Genomic DNA, 20,470 nt, shown 5'->3' on the forward strand with positions numbered 1-20,470 from the left:
CGGGTTCATCAAAGAAGCCGGTCTTAGGAATATTGCCCAACAGGCAGCCGAAGGCGATGTTGGACAGCAGCAGAGGTTCGAAACCTTTGCCGATAGCCAGGTAGAGCAGAATCAAGCCTACCAGGAGCATGATTACGTTACCGCTGGTCAACCCCTCGAAACCGGAGTCGTTCCATACGGACTGGAGAGAAACAATTAATGCTTCCATAAATACGTCCTCGATTCTTTACACAATTTTTGTTTCAGTTAAACGGTTGGATAATCTTTGCGATTTATCCGAAATGAAAAAAGCGCAACTGCAAAACTTTGGGATATACCGGCTGCCGCCTGTGAGCCACGGCAGCCGGGACAAAACTGAGATGATCTGAAACCTTATGTAATGGATGATTCTTCGTAGATTATTTGCCGGGGAAGAAGGGCCAGAACATAGGAATCAGAATCAGGGAGATAACGAAGCAAACGATTACCAGACCGGTACCTGCTTTTACGTAGTCCATGAATTTGAAGCCGCCGGGGCCTAATACCAGGGTGTTCGGAGGCGTGCCTACCGGAGTCGCAAATGCGCAGGATGCTGCAACGGCGATAGCCATCAGAACGGCTGCCGGATCAGCGCCCAGCTGTTTGGAAATTGCGATACCGATCGGGCACAGCAGCGCGGCGGATGCAGTGTTGGACATGAACTGGGTCAGACCGCAGGACAGGATGAACAGTACAGCAGTCACAATCATCGGGGACGGGGTTCCGCCCATCAGACCTACTGCCCATTCAGCGATAACTTTGCCGGCGCCGGTCTTGCTCATAGCAGAGGATACAGGCATCATGCCGGCAAACAGGAAAATGGTTACCCAGTCGATGGAGGCATACGCTTGTTTTTCCGTTAAGCAGCCGGTCAGTACAGCAACGATAGCGCCGGTGATAGCTGCCATTTCCAGGGTAACGCCTTTGATACCCAGAGCCATGGTCAGAACTACGGCTAACAGGATAACGCCGGAAACGATCATCTTGTTGGTAGAAGTTTCGTTGGCTTCGATTTCCTGTTCCACTTCCGTATCTTCGGAAATGACACGTTTCGGGAGCAGGTGTTTGCCGATGAACATCATGTAAACCAGACCAGCCAGGGTCAGGGGGATACCGATCTTCGCGAATTCAAAGAATCCGAATGCACGATAGCCAGCCTGTTCCAGAGCGCCGGAAGCGATGATGTTGGGAGGCGTACCTACCAGGGTGATGATACCGCCGAGGCCGCAGGCGAATGCCAGAGGCATCAGTTCGGTGGAAGCAGGAATCTTTGCCGCTGCGCACACGCCCAATACTACAGGCAGTAAGCAGGCGGCCGTACCGGTGTTGGACAGAACGGAGGATAACCCCGCGCCGACCAGCATAACGCCGATCATCAGGCTGTTTTCACCGGTACCGGTAAGTTTAACGACGGTTTCACCGATTTTCTGGGCCAGGCCGGTGTAGAACATGGCAGCGCCTACAACGAACATGCCTGCGAACAGAACCACGGTGGAGTTGGACAGGCCGCTGAATACCTGTTTTGCCGGGATAAATCCCAACAGGCCACAGGCGATAGAGCCGGCCATAGCGGTAACTGCCAGAGGAATGATTTCGGTAACGAAGAATAAGGCAATCACCGCGAGAAGAATAAGACATTTTGTGGACTGAGCCATAATAACTCCTCCTTTTTAATGAGTCCCACATACTTGCGTCTCACAGTTGCAGTTATAGAGTAACACGTTTGGCGTAATCCTGCATTGACTGAAAGTATGATGGGAACACACGAGCGTGCCATAAGAGTAATTCTTGCGATGTATTTTTTCTGACAAGGGTATGAACTTTTAGAAATACAAATAAAACTATGCCAAAAGTAGTAATACTTTAGAATTAGCAAAACGGTTGCTACAAATCTTAAACCCTTTATGTATTGCGCAAATTCCAACTATTGCATATACTTGTGGAAGGTGAAGAATGCTACTGTAGAATTATTTTTTAGTGTTAGCATAAAAGAGGTTGGGCATCATCATGAAAAAGAAGACAGGTTCTGCTGATCAGTGGATTCAATTCATTGGTAAAGACAAACTTCAGACTTTCCAGGATAATTTTGCCAGAGCCTACGGGGTCAGCATGATTTTCCTTGACATGGATGGAAATCCGTTAACGGTTGGTTCTCAGAATTCCCTGTTCTGTTTTACCATTCAAAAAGAACATGCGGTACGTTGTCAGGAAAATTTCCAGATGGACATGGACACTATGCAAAAAGGGGAATCCTTTATCCATGTGTGTCCTTTCGGAATCGCCTGCCTGTATGTTCCGGTTTATTTTAATAACCGGCTGACCGCTTTTGCCGGGATTGGGGGCCTCACGTATGAAAACAGCACCATTCCCGAAAATCTGAAACAGCGATTCCATATTACCAGTTACAATAAAGAGACTACCTGGAATATCCTGATGCTGTTGGAAAGCATGCTGCGCCTGCTGAACGTAAACTGTACCGTTTCACAGAAAGATGCGGCGCAGAAACAGGAGGACGCGCTTCCGGTCAACGTACGGGACGAACGCATCAGCCGACGGGAACAGGAAATCGTGCAGCTGCTGTGCAAGGGCTATACCAATAAACAGATTGCCCGACAGCTGTTTATCAGTGAAACAACAGTAAAAACCCATATCAGCAACATTCTTGCGAAACTGAACCTGCATGATCGGATGCAGATTGTAGTGTATTATTATAATAAGATTAACGGAGCGGAAGCGTCAGATACGATTAATAATGAAGAAACTGATTGAACGAATATCCGGACTGCTGAATGAATGGTATCATGATTTAACGGTCCGGCTGATTTTTACCATTTCCCTGTTTGTTCTGTTGCCGATTGCGCTGATCACGTTCTTTTCCACCCGCTATCTGGAGGAACAGTTCAGCCGGAACCAGGACCGGTATCTGCGCTCTACGCTGGCAATCGTCATCAGCGAGATGCAGCAGCGGCAGGGCAGTATCCAAAAAGCCGCTACCTGTATAGCGCAGGAGGTGAGCACGCCCCAGGCAGTGGAACAGCAGGACACCAGGGTTCTGGAAGAGAAGCTGGCGCTTTTACGCAACAACTTTAACAGAGTTGACTATGCTGTGATGCTGAATCCTGACAGTCATATTATTGCCCGGTCAGCATCCGATATCCGTTTTAACCCAGAAAGCAGGCTGGGCAGTCTGAACCGGGAGGTCTGCCGGACAGGCAGACCCATTAATGTCAACGAAAAGATGCCCCTCAGCGATTTGTTCGAAGAAGGCAGCAAAGAATTTAAAAAGTTTACAGTAGAACTGAAGCAGGGCATCGCCGGCGAAGGGGAGTACATGCAGCAGGCTCTCTGCGAAGTGACCATGGTGCCGGTTATGGATACGGGCGATCCCGGCAAGGTCATTGCCTGCATGGTGCTGATTGGTATCTGCAACAGTGATTATTACTTTCCTTCCTATATTAGTTCGAAAGCGACCAACGGTTTTCTGGTGCTGACGGTAGACGGCGTTCATGTTTCCACTAAATCTACCGAGGGGGAGGACCGGAGTTGGATCGTCGGGCAGAAAGCCGGTTCCATTACCAGCTCCAAAGCCGCTGACGGAACCTATTCCGGTAAGGTATATCTGCGGGGGATTCCCCATTTGTTTATTGACCATCCCATTAAGAATTATTCCGGCGATCTGGTGGGATATATCAGCTTCGGTCTGCAGGAAGACCAGTTTTCCGGCATTGTGGAAGATAACCGGAAGCAGACCATGGTCATTGGTCTGCTTTGTTTTGTGCTTTTCGCACCGCTGATCTGGCTGATGGCTGCTCAGGTCCGGCAGAACCAGAAGCATCTGGAACTGTTGGTGCGGCGACGTACCAAGGATCTGGAATCCGCAGTGGAAGAACTGAAACAGCTGAATGAAACAAAGAACCGTTTCCTTTCCAACATCACCCATGAGCTGCGAACGCCGCTGTGTGTTATTATCAATGCCTGTGATTTTCTGAAGGGCGGGTACGGCGGTACGCTGAATGAAAAACAGTTCCGCTATGTGGATCATGCTTCGGAATGCGGGTCCCATCTGCTGACGCTGATCAATAACCTTTTGGATCTGACCCGCCTGCGTTCAGGAAAGACCAAAGCGGATTTTTCCCGATTTTCCATTCATGCTTTTGTGGAAACGATTGTTAATGAAATGCGCAATTTCCGCCCCGATGCTCACATCATCATGCAGACTTCCTTTGAACCGGACGATTTTGAAATTGTGGCCGACCCGCAAATGCTGCGGCAGATTATTTACAATCTGCTGTCCAATGCCCTGAAGTTTTCGCCGCCTGACAGCCGGATTTTCATCCGCGTGCAGAAGATGGAAGAATCGCGGCAGATGCGGATCAGTATCGAGGATCAGGGAATCGGCGTGGCCCGGGAGAATCTGGAGCGGATTTTTAAAGAGTTTGAGCAGATTGAAAATCCCATGACGAAAGAACGGCCCGGTACAGGGCTGGGACTTCCGATTGTCAAGAAACTGGCGGAACTTCACCATGGTATGATTTCCCTCCAGAGCGAGCCAGGGAAAGGAACGGAAGCCATTCTGCTGCTTCCGGTGGAACAGGATTTGTTATTGCATGAAAATGTTGTAACAACGCAACAAACGGACGCGTAAGGCGGACCGGGGTTGGTACATATTACCGAAGTAATTCGTATCATACACCGGCCATCACTTGTATGAATTAATCAGCAGTTTCTTATCGTTTATAAGGAGCAAAAGGAATGCCGAAAATTTTAGTGGTAGATGATAACGAACAGTTAAGCAGTATGCTGAAGGATGTGCTGGAAAGCTGGGGCTATACGGCGCTGAAGGCGACGGAAGGCCGTTCCTGTCTGGAAATTGCCCGGCAGGAACAACCGGATATCATTTTGCTGGACATTATGCTGCCCGGTCTGTCCGGCTATGAGGTGTGCAGTGAACTGAAACGGGACGGGCGCACCCATTCCATTGCGGTGATCATGATGACCGCGCTGGAGGATTTGGAAAGCCGCATCCACGGTTACAAAGTCGGAGCCGATAATTTTCTGGTAAAGCCCATAAATTATAATGAAGTGAAAGCGATCATCCAGAAACTGTTAAAGGAAAAGCTCTACGAGGACACGCTGGAAGAAAGCTGCAATGTAGCCAAAGCGTTCCGACGGTTTGGGCAGCTTCTGCTGGGACAGCCCACGAATATCAATGCGCCGAATATGGTGTATTGCAATAAACTGCTGGAATCCCTGAACTGGGACTGGGCTATGGCGCAAAAAGCGCGTATTGCTGTTATGTTTCCTTCGCCTGCCGAACTGGCAAAAAGGACAAACCTGACGGTGGAGCAGGTCATTTCCCTGACGGACGGATTGTATATGGGTCGCTGGCTTCAGCCGGTGCTGCGCTTTTTAAATGCGCCGGTGGACAATAACGAAGCGTTCCGTCCGGAACTGGAACGGCAAAATTGCCTGAAAGCGGCGGAACTGGCGTTGATTGTAAACCGTTACACCTCGCTGCTGAAAGAAAAACAGGACAGGGAGCTTACGTTTTCCATTTTAAAACGGGAATCCGCAGTCAACCATTATAACCGGGAAGTGTTGAAACAGCTGGAAGAAATCCTGCGGGCGGAACAGATATTGGAAAATATTAAATAAAAAACTGCTTTTTTGTTACCTGTGTGCGGTGAATGTGCTATAATAAAGTATCAGATAGCTGATACTTTATTTTTATAAGGAGGTAAACAATCATGAATCAAATTATTGCCACAGCGCAGCAGATACTGGATTTTAAAGTAGGCGCCATCAGCGTGGGGTCCGTCATTCAGGGCCTGATCCTGCTGATCATCTTCAACCGGATCATCAGTATGATCATGGGACCCCTCATCGACAAGATCTTGGACCGCTTTAAACTGGAAACCACGGTGCGGGGCTTTGTGAAAGCACTCGTTAAAGTGATCCTGAACTTTGTGGCCCTTTGCGTAGTAGCGGAAAGCATCGGAATTCCCATTGCATCTGTCCTGGCTGTTGTAGGTATGTTAGGCCTGGCAATTTCCCTGTCCGTGCAGGGCGCCCTGTCCAACGTATCCAACGGGTTCCTCATTCTGGTTACCAAACCCTTTAAGGTTGGCGACTATGTTGCCATCGCCGGTATCGAAGGCTTTGTGAAAGAAGTCAGCATGCTCTGCACGAAAGTACTGACCATCGACAACAAGCTGATCATCGTTCCCAACTCGGAAGCCATGGGTGGTAAGATTACCAACTTCTCTTCCGAAGAATTACGTCGCGTAGACATTGAGACAAAAGCAGGCTACGCCAATAAGTTTGAAGATGTTTACGCTGCCGTGCTGCAAGCCGTGAAAGATACGCCCACCGCGTTACAGGATCCGGCGCCTTTCGTGCGGGTTTCCGGTTACACGGATTACGCGGTGGTTTATACGATCCGCGTCTGGACCAAGTCTGCTAATTACTGGGACTGCTACTTCGACCTGATGCAGAAGGTCGGCGAGTTCAAGGATAAGAACGGTATCGTAGGCGGCGTTCCTTCCATGAGATATATAAGCGACAAATAGAGGTAATGACATTAAAATTACATAGCAAACGTAATAACAAAAACCGGTATCACACGCAACGTGATACCGGTTTTACTATTATAATTTTTATATTCGCAAATTTTTATATTGTGGTTCTTTGTTTTTCAGTCTTCGTACTTATCCGGGAAGAACCGCTTCAGCGTTTCCTACAATTTTAACGTTGCATAGTAACCGAAAGTGTGTTAAAATAAAGCATCACAAGAGTGAATTAGATTCGTCAAAGCGGCGAAATGGTCATAATAATAAACGGCAAAAGGAGATTGACTTACACTGTCGATAACTATAACAGGCTTACATTGTAATTAATCATAATAATAAATGCAAAAGCTATGAAGGCTTACAGGTTTCAGAGGGAACCGTAGTCTTTGTAGCTTTTTTGTTTTAGTAGTTTTCCATGATTTTTAACGAAAAGAGGCGTGATGATGAAACACTACGCTGTCAAACGACTGTTGCAGCTGATTCCGATTTTGTTCGCAATTACCTTCCTGTCCTACGGGATGATGCGTCTGGCAGGCAGCGATGTGGTGGAACAAAAAATGGAAAATACCGACGGTACGGTCTCGCAGGAGATGATTGACGCAGCCAGAGAGGAATTGGGCCTGGACAAGCCTTTTATCGTCCAATACGTTACGTGGCTCGGAAAATTGGCGCGCGGAGATATGGGGGTTTCCTATGTCTCCGGGAAACCGGTCTTTTCAACGTTTGTATCCAAACTGCCTGCTACGTTGCTGCTGGCCGTCGTTTCCATTTTGCTGACGGTGATCGTTTCGATCCCGCTTGGAATCTGGTCGGCTGTGAACCAGAACAGGGCGGCCGATTATGTAATCCGCACGGCAAGCTTCATTGGGAATTCTCTGCCTAATTTTTTTGTATCCCTGCTGCTGATGTATTTCTTCGCAATCCGGCTGAACTGGTTCCCGGTTATTTCCAGGGACGTCAGTCTGCAGAGCGTGGCGCTCCCGTCCATTACGCTGGCTATCGCCATGTCGGCCAAATATCTGCGGCAGGTTCGCGCAACGGTTCTTGATGAACTCAGCAAGGACTACGTGCTTGGCGCCAAAGCCAGAGGTGTGAAGTTCCAGACGACGATGATGAAAAGCGTGATGAAGGCTTCTCTTGTAACGATTATCACGCTGCTGACGCTCTCCATTGGTTCCTTATTGGGCGGGACCGCTATAGTAGAGTCCATCTTCATGTGGGACGGCGTTGGCAAGATGGCGGTGGATGCCATCAATATGCGCGATTATCCGATTATTCAGGCTTACGTCATGTGGATGGCGATTATTTACGTGTTGGTCAATCTGATAACCGATGTAAGCTATCGGTATCTGGATCCGCGGATCAGGCTGGGAGGAACAGAGCAATGAGCAGACCGGTCACGATTCGCGTGCAAAAAGTAAAAAAGAACAGGATCCGGGCGCGTTTGTTCTTTTTCCTGTTTCTTGCGGTGGTTCTGGTGCTGGTTTCGTTTTTTGCGGATCAGATTGTTCCCTATGACCCTTACGGGCAGGATCTGAGTCTGTCAAGAAAGCCTCCGTCGGCAGCACATTTTATGGGAACTGACCAATACGGGCGTGATGTTTTTTCCCGTGTAGTTGTAGGAGCGCAGGCCAGTGTTTTTTCTACCCTGATACTCGTTTGCATTACCTCGGTATTCGGAACCCTGGCAGGAACGCTCTGCGGCTACTTTGGGGGCAGGATTGATTCTGTTTTGATGCGGATTTCGGATGTCTGTCTGGCGTTTCCGGGTCTGGTCTTTGCGTTGGCGATTGCAGCGCTGCTTGGCGGGGGCATAAGTAATGCGGTTATTGCGCTGGCTGTCATCAGCTGGCCTAAGTATGCCCGCGTGGCGCGGGGGCAGACGCTGGCCCTGAAGAACTGTGATTTTTTGGCGGCGGCAAGGCTTGCCGGAGACAATTCTGTCCAGATGATCTGGCGGCACATTTTGCCGAACATTCTGGGTCCGATTTTGGTTACGGCCATGCTAGATATCGGAACGATGATGATGGAACTGGCGGGACTGAGCTTCCTCGGACTTGGCGCGCAGCCGCCTGTGCCCGAATGGGGAAATATGATGAGCGGCGGGAGAAGCATGCTGCAGACATATCCCTGGCTTGTGCTGTCTCCCGGCGTTGCGATTTTCCTGACTGTCGTGACTTTCAATCTGTTGGGGGATACGGTCCGCGATTACATGGATCCCAAAAACTCCGGAAGTCAATGATTTGTAAGCACTTTATATGACCTTGGAGAGGGTCGTAAAAAACTACTACTTCATAATAAAAGGGGAAAATATCATGAAAAAGATTCTGGCGGTCCTTCTGATGCTCTGTATCGCAGTAGGCATTCTGAGCGGCTGCGGCGGCGGTTCCAATACGCCGGCTGCCTCCGGTAAAAAGAAAACCTTTGTCTTTGGTGACACGACCTTCAACGCGGAGAACGAAGAACCGGACATCAACCCGCATAATGCTTACTCCGGATGGCCCTGCATCCGTTACGGCGTAGGTGAGACACTGATGAAGATTGCGGACGACGGCACACTGAAGCCCTGGCTTGCTCAGAGTGCTAAGAATGTGAATGAAACGACATGGGAAATCGTGATTAAGGACACGGTCCGCTTTTCCAACGGTAAAAAGTGCGACGCTGCCGCTGTAAAAGCTTGTTTAGAGCACCTGATCAAGGTCCATGAGCGGGCGGCCGGGAACCTGAAGATCGCTTCCATAAAGGCGGACGGCCAAAAGCTGACCATCGTCACATCGGAGCCGAATCCTATTCTGATGAACTATCTCTCTGAGGGCTACGGCTGTATCATCGATATGGAAACCGGTCTTCCCAAGAACGGATGCGTTGTGGGCACCGGTCCTTTTGTGGCTACTGAGGTCGTAACGGATAATCATGTAAAACTGGTGAAGAATGAAAAATACTGGGACGGCAACGTTAAAATTGACGAAGTCACCGTCCGTACCATCTCTAACGGCGACACGCTGGCGATGGCTCTCCAGTCCGGCGAGATCAACGCGGCATATGGAATGGCGTATGCCAGCTATCCTCTCTTTGAAAACGACAAATTCAAGTTTAGCAGTATCCAGACCAGTCGCTGCTTCTGGGGCATGATGAACTTCCACAAAGAGAACCCCGGCTACCGGATCATGAGCGATCCTGCGGTCCGCAAAGCGATTGCCATGGGCATCAACAAGAAGGGCTTTGTGGATGTTCTGCTGAAAGGATACGGCTACACCGCTGCCGGCGCGTTCCCCGAAAGCTTTGCTTTTGGAAAGGGCGTTAACACGGTTTCCTATGATCCCGGACAGGCAAAGAAAATCCTGCAAGATGCCGGCTGGATTGATACCGATGGCGACGGTATCCGCGAGAAAGACGGCGTCAAGCTGGCCATCCGCTGGCTGACCTATCCGTCCCGTCAGGAACTGCCGCTGCTGGCCGAGTCCGCGCAGGCTACGCTCAAGGATATAGGGATCGAAGTGCAGATCAATAACACCAAAAACCACAACAGCATCCGGAAGGACCCCAAAGCCTGGGATATCTGGGTCAGCGCCAACGTAAACGCCGGCCTGGGCGATCCGCAGAATTTCTTTGATACATATTGCCTGGATTCTTCCATTAAGAACTCCGGCGGTCACCACAGCGACGATCTGGAGATGCTTGCCGTACAACTGCGCGGCGCCTTTGATCCGGGCGAGCGTGCGAAGATAGCAGTTAAGATGCAGCAGGAACTTCTGGATGACAATTCTTATTTCTTCTGTTCGTTCCTGCGCATGAGTATGATCATGCAGGCCAACGTTACCGGTCTTGCGGCGCATACCTGCGACTTTTACGAACTGACTGCGGATCTGGACATCAAGTAAGCACAGTATGGTTGATGAGGTTGTGCTATGGCAGGATTATTGGATTATCAGCATGTGGAGATTTCCTTTAACGGGAACGCGGTTGTACATGATGTAACGTTTCAGTTGCATCCGGGCGAAATCCTGGGCCTGGTGGGAGAATCAGGCTCAGGAAAATCTACGCTGATCAAGGCTGCGATGGGACTGCTTGGCAGTTCCGGCATGGTTACCAGAGGCGATATCTGGTTCGAGGGAAAAAACCTGCCGGATCTGTCTGACTCGGAGATGCGGCATATCTGCGGAGAAAAGATTGGCATGATATTCCAGGACTGCGGCGCTTCCCTGAGTCCCATCCGCACCATTGGCGAGCAGATTGTGGAGAGTTTGGCGGCCCATCGCAAGGTGGATGTCCAAACGACAAAAGCTGCGGCCATGGAGCTGTTTGACAAGCTGAAACTGAAAGACGGGGAACGGGTCTGGAACAGTTATCCTTTTGAACTCTCCGGCGGCATGAATCAGCGGGCGGGGATTGCAATAGCCATGCTCATGAACCCTGTGATTCTCCTGGCAGACGAACCGACTTCCGCTCTTGATGTGGCAGTGCAGCGGCAGGTGGTGGAGGAGATGCTAAGCGTCAGGGATGAATTCGGTACTGCGATTATTATTGTGACGCATGATATCGGCGTTGTTTCCGCCATGGCAGACAGTATTCTAGTGCTGCAGGACGGCAACGTGATGGAATACGGCAGGGCGAAGGATGTTCTGGAAACTCCCCGGAACGACTATACCAGGAAATTGCTCAGTGCGGTTCCGAGATTGAGGAGGGGATAGTGTAAATGGATCCGGTCCTGAAGGTCACCGACCTTTCCAAATACTTTTTCCGTGCCGGGAAAAACGGTTTCTTTGCCGTAGATCATGTGAGCTTTGCGGTTATGCCGGGGGAGATTCTCGGCATCGTAGGCGAATCCGGATCCGGTAAGTCCACCATTGCCAAACTGATTACAAGGCAGATTGACGCGACAGCCGGAACGATTGAAATCGAAGGGCAGGATATTACCGGGTTGAAAGGGCGGGAGATGATTCCTGTCTATGCAAAGATCCAGATGGTTTTTCAAATGCCCAAGGGATCTTTTGATCCTCGCAGGACCCTGGGCGATGGAATCTGCGAGAGTTTGCGGAATCAGGGGATGCCAAAGGCGGAGCGTGAGGCAAAGGCGCGGGGCCTGCTGGAACAATGCGGATTACCCGGCGATTTTTTGGAACGGTATCCGCACCAGGTATCCGGCGGACAGTGCCAGCGCGCTGCAATTGCCCGGGCCCTGATGTGCGACCCGAAAATTCTTATTCTTGATGAGGCCACCTCGGCCCTTGATGTGACGGTGCAAAGGCAGATTATGGAATTACTGCAGGAGTTGCAGCAGAAGAAGGAACTTGCGTATCTTTTTATCTGCCATAACCTTGCGCTGGTTCAGCAGTTTTGTGACAGGGTAATCGTTCTTTGCGATGGGAAGATTGTGGAGCAGGGACTTCCTGACGATGTGATCATGCGTCCGAAATCTGAATATGCGAAGCGCCTCGTCGACTCTGTTTTCTGATAAAAAGAATCCTGGTTCCCATGAATATTCTGCGAAAAACGGTATCGTTATCAACTTTGTGGAAGAGCAGGGGATGGCGATAATCAGGCGTTAGCTCGGGTGAAAATATTAATTGTCTAAAAAAACCGGTACCGCATTCCATGCGATACCGGTTTTACTATTATAGTTATTTTTTAATTGGAGGTTCGTTGGTTTTCAGTCTTCGTATTTATCCGGGAAGAACAGCTTCAGGGTATCCATGTCGGGCATTTTGCCCATGGCGTTGCCGATAAAGAAGAAGACCAGCGAAGTGGTGATACCGATGGTGATCTGGTGCAGGGATAATACCTTGAAACCCAGGGCCATGGTGATGCAGTAGGCTGCCACGCCGCCGAACATGGCGCAGATGGCGCCGGTGCTGTTGGCTTTGTGCCAGAACAGGCCGAAGATCATCACCCAGAAGAACGCGGTTTCCAATCCGCCGAAGGCGAACATGTTGATTTTCCAGATAACGGACGGAGGCGCGATGGAAATCAGGTAGATTCCGAAGCCCAGCAGGATGGTGAAGATCATGCTCAACCGTTTGACACTGTCATTGCTCAGGGATTTTCCGCTCTTTTCCAGATGGCGCATGTACACGTCCTTAATGATGGAAGAAGAAGAGGTGAGCAGCAGGGACGAAACGGTGGAAATGGTTGCCGCGATAGGCCCGATGATAACAACGCCGGCCCAGAAAGGACTCATGACGCTGATGATGGTGCGGGGCATGATGTTGTCCACGCTGTTGCCGTAAGCAGCCAGGTCCGGATTGGTGAGGACGCCTTTGCACAGTACGCCCACCCAGGTAGCGATGATGGTAACTACGCCGATGACGATGGTGCCGATGATGATGGCATTGCGCAGGGCCTTGGTGTCTTTATAGCTGATGCTGCGGACCACGGACTGGGGCAGCGCCAGGGTGCAGACGCCTACCAGCAGCCACTGGCTGATGTACAGGGAAACCGGCATCTTGCCCCGGGAGAGAGGCTCCAGCATGGCCGGGTCGTTTGCCCGGAAGTGGGCCATGATGGCACTGTAACCACCGGCTTTGTCCAGCAGGCAGTAGAACAGGATGCCCATGCCGATCATCATGGCGATGGCGCAGATGGCGTCGGTGATGGCCACGCCTTTGAACCCGCCGATGGTGGTATAGATGACTACGATGATGCCGAACATGGTGAGGCCGGTCATGTAGGAATAGCCGGTTACTGCTTCAAACAGTTTGGCTGCGCCTACGAACTGGGCGACCATGGTGGCGCAGAAGAAAGCGACGATGAAGATGGCCGCCATATTGGCCAGCGCGTCGGATTTGTACCGGGCGCGGATGATATCGATGACGGTGACTGCGTCAATCTCGCGGGCAATCAGGGATATTTTCTTGCCGAAAACACCCATGACCAGGAAAATGACCACCATCTGGACAATGGCCATGTACAGCCAGCCGTAACCGATCTGCCAGGCCACGCCGGGCCCACCGACGAAGGTGGAAACGCTGGAGTAGGTGGCAACCGTGGTCATAGCCAGGACAAAGCCGCCTAAGGAACGTCCGCCGATGAAGTAGTCTTTCACAAAGTTGGAAGAACGGGCTTCGCTGGACTGTTGCTGTACCCAGTAGCTGATGTAAAGCAACGCGGCCAGGAATAAAAGAGCGGGAGCCAGATTCAGTAAATTTTCCATTACTTACCGCCTCCTTTCACCGTGGCGTCTTCTTTCATGTCAACATCCTTGATGACATATTCCGCCAGCCACCAGGCTACGACAACCGCAAAGAGCCAGGACACGATGCAGCCGCCGATGACCCAGATGGGGGTGTCGAAAATGACGATATCCGAATCAGCCAGACCGAAACCTGCCGCAATCCAGAAGAGGATGACGACAATCGTGGCCAGCACGGTGGTCTTGGCTTCCCGGTTCGCCTGCCGGAATTGTTCACTGCGTTTCATAATGACAAGTACCTCCCTTTTAGTAACGTAGGGTTTGCAAAAAATTAAAAATCGCCCACCCGGAAACGGATGCGCGATACATGTTACTGTTGCGTCCCGTCCCGGTCTTTGCGGATCCAAGCGATATCAGACTCTGTTGTTTCATTCTCTCAGAGGATTTGCGGTAAAACCCTGCGGTGTCTTCCGTTCCTCTTAAAATTCACATGTATGATAGCATACATCTGCTGAGAATGCAACCTTGCAAGCAGTATTTTTGGCATTATTTGATTTGCGGTACTTTTATGTTTTCTAAAATGTAACATGGGTTTGTGTCAAAAGAAGGACATTTATATGTTTTTTCTTTGCAACGTTTAATTTTGGAAATATGTTGCTGTTACCTATTTGTGGTAAAATAGATAAAAGTGGAAGCGTATTGACGTGAAATGTGCTTGGGAGAAAGCAGGGGAGAGTATGATTCTGATCAGCGCCTGTCTGGCGGGCCGAAATGTAAAATATAATGGAAGTAATAATGCAGTGCCTTGGCTTTGTGAATGGATCGAACGTCATAAGGAACAGGTGCTGCTGGTTTGCCCGGAGGTGATGGGCGGGTTGCCGACACCGCGCCTTCCGGCGGAGATTCAGTTTTTGGAAGCAAATTCCGTGGCAGTTCCTGAAAAGCGGCGTGTCGTCAACAAAGCCGGTGAAGATGTGACGGAGCAGTTTCTGCTGGGGGCAGAACGGGTACTGGAACTGGTGAAACAGCATCACATTACGTCCGCTATTTTGAAAGCAAACAGTCCGTCCTGCTCGGGGTTTTACATATACGACGGCACGTTTTCCGGAACCAAAATCGTAGGGCAGGGAATTACGGCAGCGTTGCTTATGGAACACGGGGTGAAGGTGTATTCTGAAGAAATGCTGACGCCGGATTTGCTGGATGAGTTAAAGGCTTAATAGTAGTGCTGATGTTTTGTTTTACTGAACTGCGAAAGGATTGAAACAAGCTATGAATACGAGTATTACTATAAATGAAGAGCGCCTGAAGAATACGTTTATCGAGCTGGTCGGTGTGCCTTGTCCCAGCTGTGATGAAAAACAGGAAGCGGAGCTTTTAGTAAAAAAGCTGCAGGAAATTGGCATGGAACCGCAGGTGGACCGGGCCGGCGAACAATGCGGCGGCACCACGGGAAATGTTTGGGGATTTTTAAAAGGAAATGTGCCCGGCGCGTTGCGTCTGTTTTTTGAAGCGCACATGGACAGCGTGGCTCCTACGACAGGGACAAATGTCATTGAAAAAGACGGCGTGTTGTATTCTGACGGTACGACCACGTTAGGCGGCGACGATAAAAGCGGTGTGGCTGCCGTGCTGGAAGCCATGCAATGCATCATCGAAAACAATCTGCCTCACGGGGATATCCAGGTCTGCTTTACCATCGGGGAAGAGACCGGTAGTTACGGCGTGCGTTACATGGACAAAACCATGATCCGGGCTGACGCCGGTTATTGCATGGACTGCGGCGGTCATCCGGGGGCCATCTTTAACGCGTCACCCAAAGCAATTAATCTGAAACTGACGGTGAAAGGAAAAAGCGCCCACGCCGGACTGGAACCGGAGAAGGGAATCAACGCCATCATGCTGGCTGCAGACGCACTGCACGCTTTGCCTGCATACGGACGAATCGATGCAGAGACAACCTTAAGTGTGGACATGATTGACGGCGGCCTGGCTCCCAATATTGTGCCGGAAACCTGCGAAATCGTCATTGACATGCGCTGTCCCGATGAAACGAAGCTGGAACGGTTAAAGAACGAAATGGTGGAGATATTCCGAAATGCCGTTGAGGCGAAAGGCGGGACTGTGGAACTCGCGGTGAAAGAGGTAGCGCCGGGCGTCAACCTTGACACGGACCATGCCACCGTGAAACTGGCGGTCACTGCAGCGGAAAAACTAGGCTTCCCCATCAGCACGGGTTTTACCGGTGGCTGCAGCGACGCCAACTTTTTGTGCGGTATGGGTCTGCCCACCGTGTTATTGGCCACCGGAATGGACAAGATTCATACCACGGAGGAATGCCTTGCCCTGGAAGATCTGAACAATGCGGCCCGGTGGGTGTTGGCAATTGTGCAGGAAGCAACGGAGAAGTACTGAGGTTGGTCGTAAAAACGACCAATCTGGAACCGAAAAGCCGCATGGATGCTGGGATTTGGTCCCTATATCTCTCAATATTATAAGGATAGACAGTTTATATGTCACTACAGGCGAAGCCGTAAGATACAACTGTCGAACTGTAGGAGAGTGGAGGCTCAGGGTTTTCCGTCCCGGAACGGTTTTGCGCAGTCTTTCCCGCCGATGTTATTAAAGCAGGTACGTATTCAGCAGAATATGTTATAATAAAATCAACAGAAGTGTTTTGGGAAACGCTGAATAATCCGCGTCTCCTTTGCAAAGTTAGATTAAACTATGTGATGCCGCAGTGAAAGCGGCGGAACGGAACCAACCATGAACGTACCATTTACGCACTTGCATGTGCATACCCAATACAGTTTGTTAGACGGCGCCTCCAAACCGAAGGAGCTGCTGCAGCGCGCCACGGAACTGGGGATGGACAGCATTGCCATCACCGACCACGGCAATATGTACGGCGCGGTAGACATCTATCAGACTGCGCAGAAATTAAATAAGGAAGCAGAAAAAGAGGGAAAACACGGCCTCAAGGTCATCTTCGGCTGTGAGTGTTACATTACCCCGGGGAGCCGCTTTGACCGCATCGACAAGCAGCCCCGTTACCATCTGATCCTGCTGGCGGAAAATCAGGAGGGCTATCACAATCTGGTGAAGCTGGTGTCTCTCGGTTTTATTGACGGCTTTTACCGCAAGCCCCGCATCGATAAGGATATCCTTCGCAAATACAGCAAGGGCATCATCTGCTTGTCTGCCTGCATACAGGGAGAGGTTCCTCAAATGATCCTGCAGCGGAATCTGGACGGTGCGGAACGAGCGCTGCGGGAATATATTGATATTTTCGGCAAAGACAATTTCTTTCTGGAAATGCAGAACCACGATCTGGAAGAAGAACGGACCGTCAACCGGCAGCTGCACATTTTTGCGGAAAAATACGGCGTGAAGCTGGTTGTTACCAACGATATCCATTACGTGAAACGGGAGGATGCTTCCGCCCAGGATGTGCTGCTCTGCATCCAGACCAATAAAAACGTGGACGACCCGGACCGGATGCGTTTCAACAACGACTGGTATTACTGCAAGAGCTATGAGGAAATGCGAGCGCTGTTCCCCTACGATGAGGAGGCGCTGCACAATACCCACGCCATTGCGGAACGCTGTAACGTAGATTTAACCTTTGGCCAGTTATTGCTGCCGGAGTTTCCCATTCCGCAAGAGTACCATAACGACGCGAATGAATATGTGCGCGCCCTTTGTGAAGAAGAAATACCCAAACGGTACGGCGCGTTGCTGACGAAGCTGTCGGAGGATAACAGAAAGAAAAAGGAAAAAGAAATTCAGGATCGGCTGCAGTATGAGCTGGGTGTAATCAAACAGATGGGCTATGCGGCCTATTTCCTGATTGTTTGGGACTTTATCCATTACTGCCGCAGTCACAAAGACGCGGCGGGAAATCCCGACCCCATTCCGGTGGGACCGGGCCGTGGCAGCGCGGCAGGTTCTATTGTGGCCTATCTGCTGCATATTACCAACATTGATCCGCTGGATTTTGATTTACTGTTTGAACGGTTCCTGAATCCGGAACGGGTCAGCATGCCCGATATTGATACGGATTTCTGCTATCGCAGGCGGGGCGAAGTGTTGGACTATGTGATCCGCAAGTATGGCGCAGACCATGTGTCGCTGATTATCACCTTCGGAACATTACAGGCGCGTGCGGCAGTCCGGGACGTAGGCCGGGCCCTTGGGATCAGTCTGCCGAAGACGGACCGGGTGGCCAAGGCAGTGCCCCGGGAACTGGGGATTACCCTGGACAGGGCGCTGCAGACTAAAGACCTGCGGGCCATGTACGACAGCGACCCGGAAGTAAAACGCATGATTGACATCGCCAAAAGCGTGGAAGGCCTGCCCCGTAACAGCGGCACCCATGCGGCGGGCGTGGTGATTGCACCGAAACCGCTGATTGAACTGGTGCCTCTGCAGCTGGACGAAGCCGCAGACATAGAAGCGGGCATCAGCCAGGAGCGGATGATCACCACTCAGTTTGATAAGAACCAGGTGGAAGAGCTGGGTCTTCTGAAGATGGACTTCTTGGGTCTGCGTACCCTGACCGTCATGGACGATGCGGTGCATTTCATAAAAGAGAGTACCGGGGAAACTGTCGATCTGGACAACATCCCCCTGGAAGATGAAGCGGTCAGCAAGATGCTCTGCGCCGGGGACACCCAGGGTGTGTTCCAGTTGGAAAGCGCGGGCATGACTCGACTGGTGGAACGGCTGGCGCCAAAGTCCATGCGGGATTTGGTTCCGTTAGTGGCATTGTACCGTCCGGGCCCGTTGGACGCGGGCATGGCGGACAAGTTTATCGAAGGCCGGAAGCAGCATCACGCGGTGGAAAGCATCCATCCGTTGCTGGACGGAATCCTGGCAGATACCTACGGGGTTGTACTGTACCAGGAGCAGGTCATGAACACCGCACGCATCCTGGCAGGTTTTACTTTGGGCGAAGCGGACATTATGCGCCGGGCCATGGGTAAGAAAAAGGCGAAAGACCTGATAGCCATGGAGAACCGCTTTGTGGAAGGGGCACAAAAGAAACACAGCATTCCGCCGGAAAAAAGCAAAGAAATTTTTGATTTACTGCTGAAGTTTGCCGGTTACGGCTTTAATAAATCTCATTCGGTGGCCTACGGCATGGTGGCTTACCAGACGGCGTACCTGAAAGCTCACTGGCCTGCGGAGTATTTTGCGGCCTTGCTTACCAGCATCATGGGCGACACCGATAAAGTGAGCTGGTACATCACCGTCTGCAAGGACCGGGGCATCCCCATGCTGCCCCCGGACGTGAACGCCAGCCAGGAAGGTTTCTCTGTGGAAAAGGGCGCCATCCGTTTCGGACTAGTGGGTATCAAAAGCGTGGGCGAGGGCGCAGTTCGGGAAATTGTACGGGCTCGGCAGGAAGGCGGTCCCTTCCGGGATATTCTGGATTTCTGCAAGCGGGTGAATTACCGGACGCTGAACCGCCGGTTTTTGGAAAACCTGATCAAGTGCGGCGCCATGGATTCCCTGGGGGCTTACCGGTCCCAACTGCTGGCGGTGTATGAAAAAACATTGGATTTGGGCATTCAGCAGCAACGGGATTATAACAGCGGGCAGATAGGCCTGTTCGGCGGCGACGATTTTGCGGAAGTGAATTCTGTGCCGTTGCCGAAGATGGACGAGATGAGCCGTTCTGTGAGGCTGAAAAATGAAAAGGAACTCATCGGCTTTTATGTGACAGGTCATCCTTTGGACGGCTACCGGGAGGCGCTGGACAAACTGACACCGCTCTATACGCTGACGGGCGACACGCCGGCGGTGCGTGACGGACAGTTTGTTAATGTGGGCGGCATCATCAGCAGCACCGATATCAAAGTGACAAAGAAAGGCGACTCCATGGCGGTGCTGGCGCTGGAGGACTTCAGCTCCCGCATTGAAGTGGTGGTGTTCCCTCAGGCCTACAACGAATATCATACGTTGCTGCGTGAAGACGCTGTGGTGGAAGTGGAAGGCCGGTTCAATGTGGACGAGCGGGGCAGCAAGATCATTGCTTCGCGAATGGCGCTGCTGGAGGAAGGAAAACCGCCGGTGCTGTCTGCACAGGCGCGGAATACGCGGCGCGGAAACGGATATGGCGGCGGATTTAGTTACGGGAATGAATATAGTGGAAACAGTGAAGACGCAAGCGTATACGGATTTGTGAATGAAAATCCGGATGCGTACGCTGCTTCGCTGAAGCCGATTGATACTGAACTGCAAAATCAAAATGGCGCAGTCCTGCAGGGGCACCAATCTCATTTGGAAAATCATAATGGCAATACATTTAATCAGAACGGAGCAATTGCCGAAAAAACAAATTCCCTGACTAATGATGGTATGTCAAACATGCGGGACGAACAAGGGCACATAAAAGTTCCTGTCAGCGCCATCATCGAACTGGTGATAACGCCGGAACGGGAATCGGAAATTGTGACCAAGGCGCTGATTGCAATTTTGCAGAAACATCACGGCAGTACCATGGTCTTTCTGAAACTGATGGGCTCCCGGAGGCGTATCCGTCTGGACCCGCGCTACTATGTAAACGGGCAGGACATGGCACTGCAGGATGAACTGAGGGAACTGTTAGGGGACAATGCGTTCCGGGTAAAAGAGATATAGGGAAACGCTGATTTGATTACGTTAGATAAGGATATCGAAGAGTTTACTGGAATTCCCCATGCAGGAAGGGCAAAGTACTTAAGGAAACGCTGATTAATTCGTCTGCGCG

The 20,470-nt window shown here is 50.9% G+C and carries 16 protein-coding genes; 12 read left to right on the top strand and 4 right to left on the bottom strand.

The features are described from left to right. Together QZV31_RS09195 and QZV31_RS09200 are read right to left on the bottom strand one after the other, a co-directional pair. Window positions 1–208, bottom strand: a 208-nt coding sequence (locus QZV31_RS09195; protein ID WP_295359829.1) for a sodium ion-translocating decarboxylase subunit beta, incomplete at its 3' end; no start/stop codon positions are given. 190 nt (window positions 209–398) lie between these two features. After that, entirely contained in the window at window positions 399–1,673 is a 1,275-nt protein-coding gene (locus QZV31_RS09200; RefSeq protein WP_093730403.1) for an SLC13 family permease, read from the bottom strand. Between the two features lie 352 nt (window positions 1,674–2,025). Between QZV31_RS09200 and QZV31_RS09205 the strand changes: the two genes are divergently transcribed. The 9 genes from QZV31_RS09205 to QZV31_RS09245 all read left to right on the top strand — a co-directional run bounded on the left by QZV31_RS09205 (window position 2,026) and on the right by QZV31_RS09245 (window position 12,042). Beyond that, the gene (locus tag QZV31_RS09205; RefSeq protein ID WP_295359832.1) at window positions 2,026–2,787 is read left to right on the top strand and encodes a LuxR family transcriptional regulator; all 762 of its coding nucleotides are present in this window, start codon (window positions 2,026–2,028) and stop codon (window positions 2,785–2,787) included. Then, window positions 2,771–4,663, top strand: coding sequence for a HAMP domain-containing sensor histidine kinase (locus tag QZV31_RS09210; RefSeq protein ID WP_295359834.1), 1,893 nt, complete (start codon window positions 2,771–2,773; stop codon window positions 4,661–4,663). The genes QZV31_RS09205 and QZV31_RS09210 overlap by 17 nt, the downstream gene beginning before the upstream one ends. A 107-nt stretch (window positions 4,664–4,770) precedes the next feature. Then, window positions 4,771–5,673, top strand: coding sequence for a response regulator (locus QZV31_RS09215; RefSeq protein WP_295359835.1), 903 nt, complete (start codon window positions 4,771–4,773; stop codon window positions 5,671–5,673). 92 nt (window positions 5,674–5,765) lie between these two features. Next, entirely contained in the window at window positions 5,766–6,587 is an 822-nt protein-coding gene (locus QZV31_RS09220; protein WP_093730407.1) for a mechanosensitive ion channel family protein, read from the top strand. 443 nt (window positions 6,588–7,030) lie between these two features. Continuing rightward, the gene (gene nikB, locus QZV31_RS09225) at window positions 7,031–7,975 is read left to right on the top strand and encodes a nickel ABC transporter permease (RefSeq protein WP_366508710.1); all 945 of its coding nucleotides are present in this window, start codon (window positions 7,031–7,033) and stop codon (window positions 7,973–7,975) included. Further along, entirely contained in the window at window positions 7,972–8,829 is an 858-nt protein-coding gene (nikC, locus tag QZV31_RS09230; RefSeq protein ID WP_295359840.1) for a nickel transporter permease, read from the top strand. Before nikB ends, nikC begins: the two co-directional genes overlap by 4 nt. Window positions 8,830–8,902: 73 nt before the next feature. Then, window positions 8,903–10,468, top strand: a complete 1,566-nt coding sequence (locus tag QZV31_RS09235) for an ABC transporter substrate-binding protein (RefSeq protein WP_295359841.1) — start codon at window positions 8,903–8,905, stop codon at window positions 10,466–10,468. Window positions 10,469–10,495: 27 nt separating this feature from the next. Continuing rightward, a complete protein-coding gene (locus QZV31_RS09240) occupies window positions 10,496–11,278 on the top strand; it encodes an ABC transporter ATP-binding protein (RefSeq protein ID WP_295359843.1) in 783 nt (260 codons plus the stop codon). Window positions 11,279–11,283: 5 nt separating this feature from the next. Beyond that, entirely contained in the window at window positions 11,284–12,042 is a 759-nt protein-coding gene (locus QZV31_RS09245) for a dipeptide/oligopeptide/nickel ABC transporter ATP-binding protein (RefSeq protein WP_295359845.1), read from the top strand. 195 nt (window positions 12,043–12,237) lie between these two features. On the opposite strand, the gene panF is transcribed toward QZV31_RS09245, so the two are convergent. Further along, window positions 12,238–13,737 carry a sodium/pantothenate symporter gene (gene panF / locus QZV31_RS09250; protein WP_295359846.1) on the bottom strand — a complete coding sequence of 500 codons (1,500 nt, stop codon included), beginning with the start codon at window positions 13,735–13,737 and terminating at the stop codon, window positions 12,238–12,240. Then, window positions 13,737–14,003 (bottom strand): YhdT family protein, encoded by a 267-nt coding sequence (locus tag QZV31_RS09255; protein WP_295359848.1) that lies wholly within the window; start codon window positions 14,001–14,003, stop codon window positions 13,737–13,739. Before QZV31_RS09255 ends, panF begins: the two co-directional genes overlap by 1 nt. Before the next feature lie 450 nt (window positions 14,004–14,453). Here QZV31_RS09255 and QZV31_RS09260 point away from each other — a divergent pair, with 450 nt between their 5' ends. The 3 genes from QZV31_RS09260 (at window position 14,454) to QZV31_RS09270 (ending at window position 20,361) form a co-directional block, all read left to right on the top strand. Further along, window positions 14,454–14,936, top strand: a complete 483-nt coding sequence (locus QZV31_RS09260) for a DUF523 domain-containing protein (RefSeq protein ID WP_295359850.1) — start codon at window positions 14,454–14,456, stop codon at window positions 14,934–14,936. A 52-nt stretch (window positions 14,937–14,988) separates the two neighbouring features. Then, window positions 14,989–16,131 carry a M20/M25/M40 family metallo-hydrolase gene (locus tag QZV31_RS09265; RefSeq protein ID WP_295359852.1) on the top strand — a complete coding sequence of 381 codons (1,143 nt, stop codon included), beginning with the start codon at window positions 14,989–14,991 and terminating at the stop codon, window positions 16,129–16,131. 351 nt (window positions 16,132–16,482) lie between these two features. Then, window positions 16,483–20,361, top strand: a complete 3,879-nt coding sequence (locus tag QZV31_RS09270; protein ID WP_295359854.1) for a DNA polymerase III subunit alpha — start codon at window positions 16,483–16,485, stop codon at window positions 20,359–20,361. Window positions 20,362–20,470: the final 109 nt, after the last annotated feature.

It is taken from the genome of uncultured Succiniclasticum sp., from assembly GCF_902793885.1.
In the GTDB taxonomy this organism is placed as follows: Bacteria; Bacillota; Negativicutes; order Acidaminococcales; family Acidaminococcaceae; genus Succiniclasticum.